This is a genomic window from Pseudomonas sp. MC6 (assembly GCF_054790575.1).
Genome location: NZ_CP186504.1, coordinates 827,334 through 842,209, shown reverse-complemented (window position 1 = coordinate 842,209; position 14,876 = coordinate 827,334). Strand labels below are relative to the sequence as shown.

Genomic DNA, 14,876 nt, shown 5'->3' with positions numbered 1-14,876 from the left:
ATTAGCGAACCCCAACATGCACACCCTTGCTCAATTACGCGCCGGCGAGTTGTCGGGCATTACGCGACTGGACCTGTCCTGCGGACTGACCGAGTTTCCGACCGAGATTTTCGAGCTGGCCGACACCCTGGAAATCCTCAACCTCAGCGGCAACGCTCTGAGCAGCCTACCGGATGACTTGCACCGTCTGACACGCCTGCGCGTGCTGTTCTGCTCCGACAACCCGTTCACCGAACTGCCGGCCTGCCTCGGCCAGTGCGCTGCCCTGACGATGATCGGCTTCAAGGCCAACCGCATCGTCAACGTACCCGGCAGCGCTCTGCCACCCGCGTTGCGCTGGCTGATCCTGACCGACAACTGCATCGAAAGCCTGCCGAGCGAACTCGGTGAGCGCCCGGCCCTGCAAAAGCTCATGCTCTCCGGCAATCGTCTGCAAGCGCTGCCGCCTTCACTGAGCAACTGCCATCGACTTGAGTTGCTGCGCATTTCCGCCAACCGCCTGACCGAACTGCCGCAGTGGCTGCTCGCGCTGCCGAGCCTGACCTGGCTGGCGCTACGCCGGTAACCCGCTGGAAACCGAGGCAGACGCCGCCGCGCTGGAGGCGACGCCGCAAATCCTTTGGTCGGCACTGCGTCTGGAACAGCGGTTGGGTGAAGGTGCCTCGGGAGTGATTTCCCGGGCGAGCTGGCAACGCGACGATGGCTCAGTGACGTCGGTTGCGGTGAAGTTGTACAAAGGTGAAATGACCAGCGATGGCTCGCCGCTGCACGAAATGAATGCCTGTATCACCGCCGGCCTGCATCCCAATCTGATCCGCATCGAGGGGCGCATCAGTGGCCATCCCGACGGCCAGCAAGGCTTGGTGATGCAACTGATCGATCCGTCCTTCCATAACCTCGCCGACCTGCCAAGCCTGGCGTCCTGCTCGCGCGATGTGTACGCCGATGATTGCCGATTCGGCGCCGAGGTTGCGCTGAACATTGCCAAAGGCATCGCTTCGGCAGCGGAGCATCTGCATCAGCAAGGCATCACCCACGGTGATCTCTACGGGCACAACATCCTGTTGAACGAGCGCGGCGATTGCCTGCTTGGGGATTTTGGCGGGGCTTCGTTCCATGCGATTGCCGACACGGCGCAAACGCGCGCGCTGCAACGTATCGAAGTACGTGCGTTCGGGATTCTGCTGGGTGAGTTGCTGGCGCGCATCGACTCGGGGTTGAGTGATGAACTGCGTGCGGTGCTTGAAGAGCTGGAGCGGCGTTGCTGCCAGGCGGAGGTGCTGGCGCGGCCGGGATTCGGAGAGGTCATGAAGCAACTTGAAGATCTGTGACCGCTGCGCGGTCAATCGCTAGCAGGCTAGCTCCCACACTGGATCTGTGGCGTTCACAAATCCCCTGTGGGATCTAGCCTGCTAGCAATGAGGCCATCACTGACGCAGCCGATCAGCCCGCCAGGCCGACAAACATGTCCTGCACGTCATCATGGTTGTCGAGGCCTTCGAGGAACGCTTCAACCTCAGCCATTTGCTCGTCGCTCAAACCGCTGACCGGGTTCTTCGGCTGGTAGCCGAGTTTCGCCGACAGCACGGTGAAGCCTTGCTCTGGCAGCGCTTTCTGCACCGCATCCAGATCGGTAGGATCGGTCAGGAACAGCGTTGCGCCGTCTTCGCCCGGCTCGAAATCCTGAGCACCGGCTTCGATGGCGGCCATTTCCGGATCGGCGGCCGGGGTGTCCGGCGAAGCTTCGATCATGCCGACGTGGTTGAAGTCCCAGGCCACGGAGCCGGAAGCCCCCAGTTGGCCTTTACGGAACGCCACGCGGATTTCGGCGACGGTACGGTTGATGTTGTCGGTCACGCACTCGACGATCAGCGGCACCTGGTGCGGGGCGAACCCTTCGTAGGTCACGCGATGGTATTGCACGGTTTCACCCAGCAGACCGGCGCCTTTCTTGATCGCGCGATCCAGGGTTTCTTTTGGCATCGAGGCTTTCTTGGCCTGTTCGACCACCAGACGCAGGTGTGCGTTGGTGGTGGTATCGGCACCGTTGCGGGCAGCGATGGTGATTTCCTTCACCAGTTTGCCGAAGATCTTGCCCTTGGCGTTGGCTGCCGCTTCTTTGTGTTTAACCTTCCACTGTGCGCCCATTACTCACTCTCTTGATCTGTGGCGCCGAGACATCTATTGGCCGACGCGTGGCGCCAAGTTTATACGGCCTAAAGTCGGCAATCGACCAAAAAAACACAATGCAGAATCGACATCTTCACCAGTGCTTGTAGGGGGATTCTGAAAAACACCTTTGACATGACCATTCAGCGCTGTGGTTTCGTACCCTCTCAGGCCCGTATTGCCTGACAGAGCCTGTTCGAATGCTCAATGACAAGGAAAGTCCTTTTACCCTGACCCTGACCGACAGCGGCCTGTGCCTGCCGGTGGTGCGTTTTCATGGCGAGGAAGCACTCAACCAGCCCTACCGTTTCGACATCGAACTGATCGGCCTGGCCCCCGCCGTGGCGCCGGGCACCTTCCTGCATCAACCGGCATTTCTTCGCCTGGACGACCAGCATGGGATTCACGGCGTGATCGACAGTGTCAGTTGCGAACATCGCGGCACGCATCGGATCGGCTATCGACTGACCGTAGTGCCACGTCTGCAAAAGCTCGCCCAGCCGAACAAGCGCCGCGTGTTTGTGCAACGCAGCGTGCCGCAGATTCTCCAGCAATTGCTCAAGGGAAATGCCCTGCCCGTTGATAGCTACCGGATTGAAATGAGCGTCGGGCAATACCCGATCCGGCCGTTTTGCATTCAGTACGAAGAAAGTGATCTGGCGCTGCTGCACAGGCTTTGCGAGGAGGAAGGCATCCACTATCACTTCGAACACCGAATGGACGGCCACGTTGTCGTGTTTGCCGATGACAGCCTGAGCCTGCCACAAGTGCCGGTGCTACTTGCGTTCAAGGCCGGCGAACAAACGCCCTCACCCAGCGTCAGTGCGCTGTACCAGCATCACCACGCAGCCCCCATCGCCACGCTGCATGCCGTGCGTAATCGAGGGCAACAGGCGATCAGCGTCGATGCCGCCAACCACATCACGGTAAATCCCCTGCCGCCAATACCTTCTCTCGAGCAACGTCACCACGAACAACGCAGCCGTCGGCATTTGGAACGGCAACGCTGCCAGCACCGCACGATAAATGGCCGCAGTGATCGGGTCGGTTTGCTCAGTGGCCATCTGCTGCAAGTGTCGGCGCATCCGATCAGCCACTTCAACGAACAATGGCGGCTCACGTCGATCCGCCATCACGGCGAGCATCCGTCGATTCTTGACCCGAACCCTGCCCTGCACCGCTACCACAACGATTTCACTGCCCAGCCCTGGTCAACCGATTTTCGTCCCGCGCTTAGACAAACCCGCCCCGGCATTGCCGGATATCACCTGGCGCAGGTGTTCGGGCCTGCCGGGCAACCGGCACAACTCGATGAGCAGGGTCGAGTCGCCGTCAGGCTGTGGCCTTCGGAACACCCGCAAACACTTGATGACGACGCGATCTGGTTACCCATCGCCATGACGCGAGCCAATGGTCGAATCGCACTGGATGAACTGCCCTGCGCCGGCAGCGAAGTGTGGGTGAGTTTCCTCGACAGCGACCCGGATCGACCGATCCTGTGTCTGGGCAACTCGCGCAACCCCACGCCTCGCGAACCACCGCCTGCACGCGATAGCAGCTTGTTGCTCGACTGGCTGCTCAACAGCGACGCCCGCTGATCCCTTTGTACATCAGCAAAAAGCGCTCAGGCTTTGTCGGCCTTACCCGCCGCGGCGGCGAATTTGGCCAGGCGCACGTCGAGATGCCGAGGTCGTCGCCCATGATCCTCGGCGCGCTCCTTGCGGCGGATAGCGTTGCGCACCATCAGTGAACCGAGGTAGCGGATCGGCTCCGGCGGGAAATAGCCCAGCGGCCCGTTGACCAGCGGCGAGCGCGTCCACGGGTTGTCCAGGCCTTGCACCAGTGAAGCGAGAATCTGCCCGCCCATGTGGCACGGGCCGACGCCGCTGCCCGAATAGCCGAAACCGTAAAACACATTGCCGGCGCTGCTCATCTGGCCAAAGAACGGCAAGCCGGTGACCGAACGATCCGACGGCCCGTTCCAGGTGGCATCGACTTTCACATCGGCAAACGCCGGAAAAAAGTCCGCGAGGCTGTTTTTCAGCAGGCCGGCATACGGCGATGGCTGATCGAACACCGGCAGCATGCGCCCGCCAAACGCGAAGGTATTGCCACCTTTTCCGAGCATGATCCGACCGTCCGGGGTGTTGTGGTAGTAGTGCACGAAAATCCGCGAATCGAGCACTGTCACGCCGCTGGTCAAACCGATTTCCTGCAACAGCTCCGGGCGCGGTTCGGTGATCAGCATGTCGCTGGAGACAATCGCCACGCTGCGTTCGAACTGCGGAAAAGCACGGGCCATCCAGGCATTCATCGCCAGCACCACGCGATCGGCGATCACCGTGCCAGTCGGCGTCTGCAAGCGTGCCGGACGCCCTTCTTCCAGCCCGGTCATCGCGGTGTTTTCGTGAATGTTCACACCCAGTTGCAGCGCCACCCGACGCAGGCCACGCACCAGTTTGCCCGGCTGCACACTCGCCGCTGCCGGCGAGAACCAGCCTTCCAGATGCTTGCTCGAACCAGCCATGCGCTGTACATCAGCGACTGGACGCTGAGTGAACGAGTTGATGCCATTACGTTCCAGTGCGGCAATCACCGCATCGGTCGAGCCGACTTGCGCGCGGTTGGTCGCGGTGTACAGCGTGCCGTCGAGGCGGTAGTCGGCGTCGACGCCGTACTGCTCACAGAACTCGCCGATCGCATGGATGCTGCGCTCCGACTCCTTGACCAGACGTACCGCTTCCTCGACGCCAAACAGGCGCTCAAGGGTGAAATACTTCGCCGACCACGACAGCGCACAACCACCGTTGCGCCCACTGGCGCCGGCGCCGCAGATGTCCGCCTCGATCAGCAACACATCAAGTTCGGGGTTCTGTTGCTTGAGCATGATTGCCGTCCACAACCCGGTGTAGCCGCCGCCAACGATGCACACGTCGGTGCGGATTTCGCCGTGCAGCGGCGGGCAGGTTTGCGAGTTGTCGGCCTGCAAGGCCTGCTCCAGCCAAAACGGTCTCATGGGGTTTCTCCAAGTCAGATGGCCACGACCCAGCCTGCCGCGAGCGCCGCAGCAGGCCGCGAGGCAAAGGGTTTCAGGAACGCAGGGGTTTGATCGTCAGCGGGCAATTGGGGATCGAGGCACGCGGTTCCATCACGCCAACCGGACGGCTGTTCCAGTGCGGAATCAGCACCAGCGCCGAGAACAGCGCGCAACCGGCGAAGACGATGAACACCGTCACCGAATCGAAGTAACCCGGCAGCAAACCACCGAGTACCGCGCCGACCGAGCCACAGCCGTTGACGAAACCAGCCGCCGTGGCACCGGCCTTGGCTTTGCCGAAGTCGATCGCGGCGGCACCGCTGATCATTGAATCCGGGCCGTACAGGGTCAGGCCCATGACAAACAACAATGCGACCACCAGCAACACACTGCCGCTCTGCAACGCCGCCATGAACAGCGCCAGCGTCACGGTCAGCGCCAACAGGCTCAATACGCAGGCCGGCATGCGCCGGGCACCGAAGAGTTTGTCCGAGGCCAGGCCAATCAGGATCGGCCCGAGCAACCCGGCCAGTTCGAAGGACGTGGGAATGATCGCCGCGCCGACCTTGCCGACACTCGGCATCTGTTCAAAGACAATCACCGGCCCCCACAACAGAATCGCGTAACGCGCCGGTTTCAACATGAAATACGCCAGGCCCAACACCAGCACCGTGCGGTTACGCAGGATTTCCTTCAAGGGCTCCCAGACGCTGAGCTTGCTGTTGGCTTCGGTTTCTTCCGCCGTCAATTCAGGTTCCGACTCGACCGCCGGCAAGCCGACGTCTTCCGGCTTGTTGCGCTGGAAGATAAAGAACAACACCGCGACCACGGCAACCACCACGGCGCTGGAAATGAACGCCGCGTGCCAGGTTCCCATCAAGGTATACGCCCACCAGCCGGCAAATGGCGACGCCACCAGACCACCAAACGCGTAGCAGGAACTCCATAGGCCAAGCACCCGCCCGCGCTGCTGGGAGGGGAAGAAACTGCCAAGGTTTTTGCACAATCCCGACCATCCGGTGGACTGCGCCAGGCCCTGAATCAACATGCACGTAGCGAAGATCGGCAACGTGGCGTAACTGCCCATCACCAACGCCGCGGCTGCGGAAATCAACAAACCACCGAGCACTACAACTCGCGGGCCAAAGCGGTCGGCAAGCATGCCCCAGGTGAATTGACCGAGGGCATAAGCCGCCAGATAGATCGCATCGAGGTTGGCCATGGCCATCTTGTCGAGCATGAAGGTGGGATCTTCGGCGATGCCCAGTTTAGCCACCGAAAACGCTTTGCGGGTGAAGTAGAAAGCGGCGTACGCCAGCCAGGTAATCGCGAAAATCTGCACGCGCCAACGCGCAATGGTGCCGATGTGCTTGTTCATGGTGGTTCTGACCTCAGGGTGTGAGTGTGCCGGCAGAATCGTTAAGCAAAACGCCTGTGTTTTTATTGTTGAGCACTGCGATATCACCCCGTCCCTACGGCGATATCGGTCAGATGAGTCCTGTTGTTGCACGCTCAGGCTCATGGCCACCGTGCTGCCCGAGCGGGCAGTCAGCGATGGCGTGAGCCGATCAAAGCAATTACTGTTTAATAAATAAAATCGATTTATCGTATTTCACACATAAGCTCAGCTTGTTACTGACTTATCGATCAGGTGACTTCATGTCGGTGTCTCACGCCCAACTCAAAGCCTTCCACGCCGTGGCCGTGCATGGAAGCTTCACCAAAGCCGCCGAGCGCCTTTTTCTCACGCAACCGGCGATATCCGACCAAGTGCGCAAACTCGAAGAGCGTTTCGGCGTTTTGCTGTTTCACCGCAATAAACGTTCCGTGCGCCTGACTGACTTGGGCGAGCGCTTGCTGGCGATCACCCAGCGTCTGTTTGTGATTGAAGCCGAAGCGCAGGAGTTGCTGCAGGAATCTCAGGCCTTGCAGACCGGCAGCCTGATTCTGGCAGTGGATGCGCCGGTGCACGTGCTGCCGCAGATCGCGCGGTTCTGCGAGCGCTATCCGGGGATCAGCGTGAAGATCGAAACCGGTAATACCGATGAATCGCTGTTTCGCCTGTTCAACTATCAGGCGGATTTGGCCCTGCTCGGGCGTGATGTCAGTGATGAACGCTTGCTCTGTGTGCCGCTGCGCAATGATCCGATGGTGGCGTTCGTTTCGCGCAATCATCCATGGGCCAAGCGTGAATCGATTTGCCTGCAAGACCTGGATGACACGCCGCTGGTGTTGCGTGAACACGGCTCGGTGACAAGGCAGACGCTGGAAGAGGAAATGGCCCGGGCCGGATTTCGCATTCGCCCGGCGATTCAGGTCGAGGGCCGGGAAGCGGCGCGTGAGGCGGTGGTGGTCGGGATTGGTGTCGGTGTTGTTTCGGCAGCAGAGTTTGGCGCGGATTCACGGGTGTGTGCGTTGCCGATTGTCGACTGCACACGACGGCTGACGGAGACGCTGGTGTGTTTGCGTGAACAGAGTTCGCGGCGGGTGGTGGCGACGTTTCTCGATATGGTTCGCCAGAGTCTTGTGTGAACCGTGATGGCCCCTTCGCGAGCAGGCTCGCTCCCACATTTGGAATGCATATCCCCTGTGGGAGCGAGCCTGCTCGCGAATGGAGCGCCACGGTGTATCAGACCGGCGCCAGGCCAAAGAATGCCTGAATCAAGCGCAACTCCCGACGCCGCTCCATGCAGCCGATCATGTGCCGATTGACCAACCCTGCCCCGGCGATCGGAATTGCCACCACCCGCGGGTCATGGCTGACCTCAACCGATGACACCACACCAACACCCAACTCGGCCGCGACGGCCTCGGTCACCGCCTCACGGCTGTCCAGTTCCAGCAACACGCGCGGATGGATCGACGCCTGCGCACAGGCGTCATCAAACGTACGCCGGGTGATCGAACTCGGCTCACGCAAGACCATGATCACTTGATCGAGCTCCTTGAGCTTCACTTCCCCGGCACGCACTGCCCAAGGGTGCCCCGCCGGCACCAACGCGCAGATCCGCGATTCGCTCAGTGCTTGCAGATGCAGGCCTTTGCGCGGCTCCACTTCGGTCAACACCGCCACATCCGCGTGTTCCGACAACAACGCCGCCAGGGTTTCCTGGGCATTGCCCAAGCGCAGATTCACCGTGATCCCCGGATACCGCACGCGCAGGCTGGCGAGCATCGGCATGACCATGTGCGGCCCGTCCGCCGCCACTTCCAGCCGTCCGGTCAACAGTTGCCGGTTGGCCTCGAGCATCGTCTGCGCCTCTTCCGCCAGGCCAAACATCGCGCGGGTGATCGCAGCGAGTCTGGTGCCCTCCTCGGTCAGTTCCACCCGTCGTGCGGTGCGCCGCAACAGGGTGATCTGGTAGTGCTCTTCCAACGACTTGATATGCCCGGTGACTGCCGGCTGACTGATGAACAAGCGCGCGGCGGCGCGGGTGAAGCTGCCTTCACGGGCCACGGCGTCGAACGCGCGGAGCTGAAACAGGTTCATGAATAACTCTCACTGATGGCTGGCATAACAACAAACAATTTGATTGATGCAACGGCGAATTGCAACGTATGCCTCGTAGCTTCATCCCACAGCGCAATCCGAGGACACACGAATGAGTATCGCCGAACCCATCCTGCTCACTCCCGGCCCGTTGACCACTTCGGCCCGCACCCGCCAGGCGATGATGGTCGACTGGGGGTCATGGGATGACCGTTTCAATCAACTGACCGCCAGCCTTTGCGAACAATTGCTGGCGATCCTCAACGGCGCCGCCACTCACCACTGCGTGCCATTGCAGGGCAGCGGCACCTTCGCCGTTGAAGCGGCGATCGGCACCTTGGTGCCACGTGACGGCAAAGTGCTGGTGCTGATCAACGGCGCCTACGGCAAGCGTCTGGCGAAGATCTGCGAAGTACTCGGCCGCTCGTTCAGCACCTTCGAAACCGCTGAAGACGAACCGACCACCGCCGCTGACGTCGATCGTTTGTTGCGCGCCGATAGCAACATTACCCACGTTGCGTTGATTCATTGCGAGACCAGCACCGGCATTCTTAACCCGCTGGCGGAGATTGCTCAGGTCGTTGAGCAACACGGAAAACGCTTGATCATCGACGCCATGAGTTCCTTCGGCGCCTTGCCAGTGGATGCGCAGAAAGTGCCGTTCGACGCACTGATCGCCGCTTCCGGCAAGTGTCTGGAAGGCGTACCGGGGATGGGCTTCGTGTTTGCTCGCAAAGAGTCATTGGCCGCTGCCGCCGGTAATTCGCATTCGTTGGCAATGGACCTGTTCGACCAGCACGCCTATATGATGAAAACCGGGCAATGGCGCTTCACCCCGCCGACGCACGTGGTCGCGGCGCTGCACGAAGCGCTGCTGCAATACAACGAAGAAGGTGGCCTGCCCGCGCGGCATGCGCGTTATGCCGCCAACTGTCAGGCGTTGATGGAAGAGATGGGCAAACTCGGGTTGCGCAGCTTCCTGCCGGCAGCGATTCAGGCACCGATCATTGCCACGTTCCATGCGCCGCAAGATCCGCGTTATCAGTTCAAGGATTTCTACGAACGGGTCAAGGCTAAGGGTTACATCCTCTATCCCGGCAAATTGACTCAGGTCGAAACCTTCCGTGTCGGCTGCATCGGCCATGTCAGCCCGGACGAAATGCGCCAGGCCGTGGCGGCGGTCGGCGAAGTGCTGCGCGAGATGGAAGTCCTCGAAATCTAAGCCCAAACACAAATCCCCTGTAGGAGTGAGCCTGCTCGCGATGAGGCCGTGCCAGTCAACAAAGATGTTGAATGATCAACCGCTATCGCGAGCAGGCTCACTCCTACAGTTTGAATTGCATTTCAACTCAGGAATTTGATTGCCATGAACTACATCAATCCAAACAAGCTGCAAGCCGCGATCCTCGACTGGGCCGGCACCGTGGTCGATTTCGGCTCGTTCGCGCCGACGCAGATTTTCGTCGAAGCCTTCGCCGAATTCGACGTGCAGGTCTCTATCGAAGAAGCCCGTGGCCCGATGGGCATGGGCAAGTGGGACCACATCCGCACCCTCTGCGATCAGCCACAAGTGGCCGAGCGTTATCGCAAGGCGTTCGGCCGCACGCCGACCGATGACGACGTCACCGCGATCTACAACCGCTTCATGCCGCTGCAGATCGAGAAGATCGCTGAGCATTCGGCGCTGATTCCCGGCGCCTTGGAAACCATCGCCAACCTGCGCCAGCAAGGGATCAAGATCGGTTCCTGCTCCGGTTATCCGAAACAGGTGATGGACAAGGTCGTCGAGCTGGCCGCCACCAACGGCTACGTCGCTGACCATGTGGTCGCCACCGACGAAGTGCCGAACGGCCGTCCATGGCCGGCCCAGGCATTGGCCAACGTGATCGCGCTGGGCATCGACGACGTCGGCGCCTGCGTGAAGATCGACGACACCGTGCCAGGCATCCTTGAAGGTCGCCGCGCCGGGATGTGGACGGTGGCGCTGATTTGCTCGGGCAATGCGCTGGGTCTGGATTACGCCGGTTTCCGCGCTTTGGGCAGCGATGAACTGGCCAGCGAGCGCAAGCGCATTCACGCACTGTTCGAAGGCTCGCGCCCGCACTACATGATCGACACCATCACCGATTTGCCGGAAGTGATCGCCGACATCAACAAGCGCTTGGCCAACGGTGAGATGCCGCAATCGAGCTGATCCCTGCCGCTTGCTGCCAACAAAAACGCCAGCGTCTGCACGACGCTGGCGTTTTTTATTGGCAAAGCCCTGATTCAGGGCATTGAAAATCCGATCAGCCTCAGGCAAATCTGCCAAAGCGGATTACAGTTAAAGCATGCCGTCGCACAAGAACGGCCGTTTTGACCCTGATCTGTGAGGAAACACCGTATGCCGTGGACAAGTTCCGAATCCCGCTACAGCACCGTGTCGGTCCTGTTGCACTGGCTGATGCTGGTCCTGCTGGTACTGGTCTACGCCAGCATGGAGTTGCGCGGCCTCTTTCCCAAAGGCAGTGGCGGGCGCACGCTGATCCGCGAAGTGCACTACATGCTCGGCCTGACCGTGTTTGTGCTGGTATGGTTTCGCCTGCTCGCGCGCAGCATTGGCCCGGCGCCGAAAATCTTTCCCGCCTCACCGCAATGGCAAACCGTACTGGCGCGGCTGATGCACTGGGCGTTGTACCTGTTCATGATCAGCATGCCGATTCTCGGCTGGCTGATTACCAGTGCCGAAGGGCATCAGGTGATGTTCTATGGCTTTGATCTGCCGCTGCTGGTTGCGGAGAACAAGGATTTCGCCAAACAGGTTGAGGGCTGGCATGTGCTCATTGCCACGATCGGCTACTGGTTGATCGGCCTGCATGCGCTGGCGGGGATCTATCACCATTATGTTGTGCGCGATAACACGCTGCTGCGGATGATGCCCAAGCGCGGTTGATCGTCAGGGGCTGGCGATAAAACCGCGTCGGCCCTGCAAGCCACCGGTATGAATGACGATCAGCCGCGTGCCGGATGTGAACTTGCCTGCCTCGACCTGCTGTTTGAGCGCCAGCAACGCTTTGCCGGTGTACAGCGGCTCCAGAGGAATGCCGCTGGTCTGCTCGGTTTGTTCGATGAATTCAAGCAACGTCGGATCAACCTTGGCAAAACCGCCACGGCTGGCGTCGATCAGCTCATAGTCGGCAGTGGCCAGTCCGGCTTCCTGAACAATCGACTCGACCTGCGTCGCCACGCCGTGATCCTCTGGTACCGCCAACGCGCCATAGACCGGATGCGCACCGGCCTCGGCGAGAACCAGCCCGGCGAGTGTCGTTCCGGTGCCACAAGCCAGCCACCATCCGTGATAGTCGCTCCAACCGAGCGTGGGCAATTGCGCTTGCACCTGTTCCTTGATCGCGGCACAACCGAGCGCACCCGGTAAACCACCACCGCCCTCGGGCACGGCATGCAGTTGCGGATACAACTCGTGCCATGGCTCCCAGAACCCCGGCTCGTTTCGCGCGCGATAACCGCCATAACCCAACCAGTGCAATTGCATGCCGAACGCCTGCAGATCCCGCACCGTCGGTGTGTCCAGCGCATGTCCGCGCAACAGGCCCACGGTTTTGAACCCCAACCGTTTCCCCGCTGCCGCCAACGCGTGCAGATGATTGGAATGCGCACCGCCGAGGCTGATGATGCCTTCGGCACCCGCACGATCGGCGGCTTTGAGGTGTTCGACGAGTTTGAACCATTTGTTGCCACTGATCAGCGGGTCGATCTGATCGAGGCGCAGGATGGCGACTTCAATACCGGCGGCGGTCAGCCAGTCCAGATGGAGGTATTCGAGGGGGGCCTGGGGTAGCCAATCGGAGGGAGACAAAAGCATGGGCGGCGATTCGATCTGGACAGAGCCAGCATTCTAGTCGCTCACAAGCCGCCATCGCGAGCAGGCTCACTCCTACATTGGTTTGTGGTGCTCACCGAATCTGTGAACAACACAACCCTTGTGGGAGCGAGCCTGCTCGCGAAGGCGTCGTGTCAGTCGACATGTGTATTGGCTGACACTGCGCTTTCGCGAGCAGGCTCGCTCCCACAGGTTAAGCGGCGTTTTTTATAGCTCAGCCGCCAAGCGCGAGCCTTGGTTGATCGCACGCTTGGCATCCAGTTCGGCCGCGACATCGGCACCACCGATCAGGTGCACATTCTGCCCCGCTTCAACCAGACCATCATGCAGTTCGCGCAGCGGATCCTGCCCCGCACAAATCACGATGTTGTCCACCACCAGCACTTGCGGCTCGCCGGTTTCGCCGATGCGGATGTGCAGGCCTTGGTCATCGATGCTCAGATATTCGACGCTGTTGAGCATCTGCACCTGCTTGTTCTTCAGACCGGTCCGATGAATCCAGCCGGTGGTTTTGCCCAAGCCATCGCCAACCTTGGTTTTCTTGCGCTGCAACAGGAATACTTCGCGGGCCGGTGCATGCGGTGCGGCTTTGATCCCGGCAACGCCACCGCGTGCTTCCAGTTGCGTATCGATGCCCCACTCTTTCCAGAACGCGGCACGATCCTGACTGGTCGCTACGCCTTGGTGAACGAGGAATTCCGAGACGTCGAAACCGATGCCGCCGGCGCCGATTACCGCCACGCGTTTGCCAACCGGTTTGCGCTCAAGGATCACGTCGATGTAGCTCAACACCTTGGCGTTCTCTACGCCCGGAATCGCCGGCAGACGCGGCGCAATGCCGGTGGCGAGGATGATTTCGTCGTAACCGCCGTCAACCAGTTTCGCCACATCGACGCGGGTGTTCAGGCACACCTCAACGTGAGTGGTCTGCAGTTTGCGTTTGAAGTAACGCAGGGTTTCGAAGAATTCTTCCTTGCCAGGCACGCGTTTGGCGATGTTGAACTGACCGCCGATTTCGCTGGCCGAATCGAACAACGTCACCTGATGGCCACGTTCGGCAGCCACGGTCGCAGCAGACAAACCGGCAGGGCCGGCGCCAACCACAGCGATTTTCTTGATCTGCTGCACCGGCAGATAATTGAGTTCGGTTTCGTGGCAGGCACGCGGGTTGACCAGGCAACTGGTCAGCTTGCCGCCGAAGGTGTGATCGAGGCACGCCTGATTGCAACCGATGCAGGTGTTGATTTCGTCAGCGCGACCTTCGGCAGCCTTGTTGACGAAGTCCGGGTCGGCGAGGAACGGCCGCGCCATCGAAACCATGTCGGCATCGCCTTCGGCAAGAATCTGCTCGGCGATTTCCGGGGTGTTGATGCGGTTGGTGGTGATCAACGGGATCTTCACCGAGCCACGCAACTTGGCCGTGACCTTGCTGAACGCCGCGCGCGGTACTTTGGTGGCGATGGTTGGAATTCGCGCTTCGTGCCAGCCGATACCGGTGTTGATGATAGTCGCACCGGCCTGCTCGATGGCTTTGGCCAGGGTGACGATCTCGTCCCAGGTGCTGCCGCCCTCGACCAGATCGAGCATCGACAGACGGAAAATGATGATGAAGTTCGGGCCGACCGCTTCGCGAACGCGACGAACGATTTCCACCGGCAGGCGCATGCGGTTTTCGTAGCTGCCGCCCCAACGGTCGGTGCGGTGGTTGGTGTGCGCAGCGAGGAACTGGTTAATGAAATAACCTTCCGACCCCATGATCTCGACGCCGTCATACTCGGCGGTCTGCGCCAGTACCGAACAGGTAACGAAATCGCTGATCTGCTTCTCGATGCCTTCCTCGTCCAGCTCTTTGGGCTTGAACGGATTGATCGGTGCCTGAATCGCACTCGGTGCGACCTGTTTCGGGCTGTAGGCATAACGCCCGGCGTGAAGGATCTGCATGCAAATCTTGCCGCCCGCCTCGTGCACCGCGCGGGTAACGATGCGGTGCTTGAGCGCCTCTTCCTCGGTGGTCAGCTTGGCCGCGCCAGAGTACACGCCACCCTCGTCATTCGGGCCGATACCGCCGGTGACCATCAGACCGACACCACCACGCGCACGTTCGGCGAAGTACGCCGCCATCCGCTCGAAACCGCCCGGTTTTTCTTCCAGGCCCGTGTGCATCGAGCCCATCAGGGTACGGTTGCGCAGCGTGGTGAAACCCAGGTCCAGCGGGGCCAACAGGTGCGGGTAATGAGCGGCGGTCATCGGTAACTCCACAACGAGCAATCACGGAAAAGTTGCGGGCGCTCTGCGGCCCC

11 protein-coding genes and 1 pseudogene are annotated in these 14,876 nt (G+C 60.6%); 6 read left to right on the top strand and 6 right to left on the bottom strand.

Going from position 1 to position 14,876, the window contains the following annotated elements; genetic code table 11:
- Positions 1–16 precede the first annotated feature (16 nt).
- Positions 17–1,331: pseudogene (locus ACOYXE_RS03910) on the top strand (leucine-rich repeat-containing protein kinase family protein).
- A gap of 112 nt (positions 1,332–1,443) precedes the next feature.
- Here the strand turns inward: ACOYXE_RS03910 and ACOYXE_RS03905 are convergent.
- Positions 1,444–2,148, bottom strand: coding sequence for a YebC/PmpR family DNA-binding transcriptional regulator (locus ACOYXE_RS03905; RefSeq protein ID WP_160058676.1), 705 nt, complete (start codon positions 2,146–2,148; stop codon positions 1,444–1,446).
- Between the two features lie 221 nt (positions 2,149–2,369).
- Between ACOYXE_RS03905 and ACOYXE_RS03900 the strand changes: the two genes are divergently transcribed.
- Positions 2,370–3,767 (top strand): type VI secretion system Vgr family protein, encoded by a 1,398-nt coding sequence (locus tag ACOYXE_RS03900; RefSeq protein WP_160058677.1) that lies wholly within the window; start codon positions 2,370–2,372, stop codon positions 3,765–3,767.
- A gap of 26 nt (positions 3,768–3,793) precedes the next feature.
- Here ACOYXE_RS03900 and ACOYXE_RS03895 read toward each other — a convergent pair whose 3' ends face one another.
- On the bottom strand, positions 3,794–5,185 hold the full coding sequence (locus ACOYXE_RS03895; RefSeq protein ID WP_160058678.1) for an FAD-dependent oxidoreductase: 1,392 nt from the start codon (positions 5,183–5,185) through the stop codon (positions 3,794–3,796).
- 73 nt (positions 5,186–5,258) lie between these two features.
- On the bottom strand, positions 5,259–6,584 hold the full coding sequence (locus ACOYXE_RS03890; RefSeq protein ID WP_460927810.1) for an MFS transporter: 1,326 nt from the start codon (positions 6,582–6,584) through the stop codon (positions 5,259–5,261).
- Between the two features lie 281 nt (positions 6,585–6,865).
- Between ACOYXE_RS03890 and ACOYXE_RS03885 the strand changes: the two genes are divergently transcribed.
- The gene (locus tag ACOYXE_RS03885; RefSeq protein WP_160058679.1) at positions 6,866–7,738 is read left to right on the top strand and encodes a LysR family transcriptional regulator; all 873 of its coding nucleotides are present in this window, start codon (positions 6,866–6,868) and stop codon (positions 7,736–7,738) included.
- A 97-nt stretch (positions 7,739–7,835) separates the two neighbouring features.
- On the opposite strand, the gene ACOYXE_RS03880 is transcribed toward ACOYXE_RS03885, so the two are convergent.
- Positions 7,836–8,696: a LysR substrate-binding domain-containing protein gene (locus tag ACOYXE_RS03880; RefSeq protein WP_460927808.1), complete on the bottom strand. Its 861-nt coding sequence runs from the start codon at positions 8,694–8,696 to the stop codon at positions 7,836–7,838.
- Between the two features lie 112 nt (positions 8,697–8,808).
- On the opposite strand from ACOYXE_RS03880, the gene ACOYXE_RS03875 reads away from it, so the two are divergent.
- From ACOYXE_RS03875 to ACOYXE_RS03865, 3 genes are all read left to right on the top strand, one after another.
- Complete coding sequence (locus ACOYXE_RS03875) at positions 8,809–9,918, top strand: 2-aminoethylphosphonate--pyruvate transaminase (protein WP_460927806.1); 1,110 nt, start codon at positions 8,809–8,811, stop codon at positions 9,916–9,918.
- A 144-nt stretch (positions 9,919–10,062) separates the two neighbouring features.
- Positions 10,063–10,890, top strand: a complete 828-nt coding sequence (gene phnX, locus ACOYXE_RS03870; protein WP_160058682.1) for a phosphonoacetaldehyde hydrolase — start codon at positions 10,063–10,065, stop codon at positions 10,888–10,890.
- A 189-nt stretch (positions 10,891–11,079) separates the two neighbouring features.
- Positions 11,080–11,628, top strand: coding sequence for a cytochrome b (locus ACOYXE_RS03865; RefSeq protein ID WP_038362764.1), 549 nt, complete (start codon positions 11,080–11,082; stop codon positions 11,626–11,628).
- Positions 11,629–11,631: 3 nt separating this feature from the next.
- On the opposite strand, the gene ACOYXE_RS03860 is transcribed toward ACOYXE_RS03865, so the two are convergent.
- A complete protein-coding gene (locus ACOYXE_RS03860) occupies positions 11,632–12,558 on the bottom strand; it encodes a 1-aminocyclopropane-1-carboxylate deaminase/D-cysteine desulfhydrase (RefSeq protein ID WP_160058683.1) in 927 nt (308 codons plus the stop codon).
- Between the two features lie 225 nt (positions 12,559–12,783).
- Complete coding sequence (locus ACOYXE_RS03855; protein ID WP_405123284.1) at positions 12,784–14,823, bottom strand: oxidoreductase; 2,040 nt, start codon at positions 14,821–14,823, stop codon at positions 12,784–12,786.
- Between the last annotated feature and the right edge of the window lie 53 nt (positions 14,824–14,876).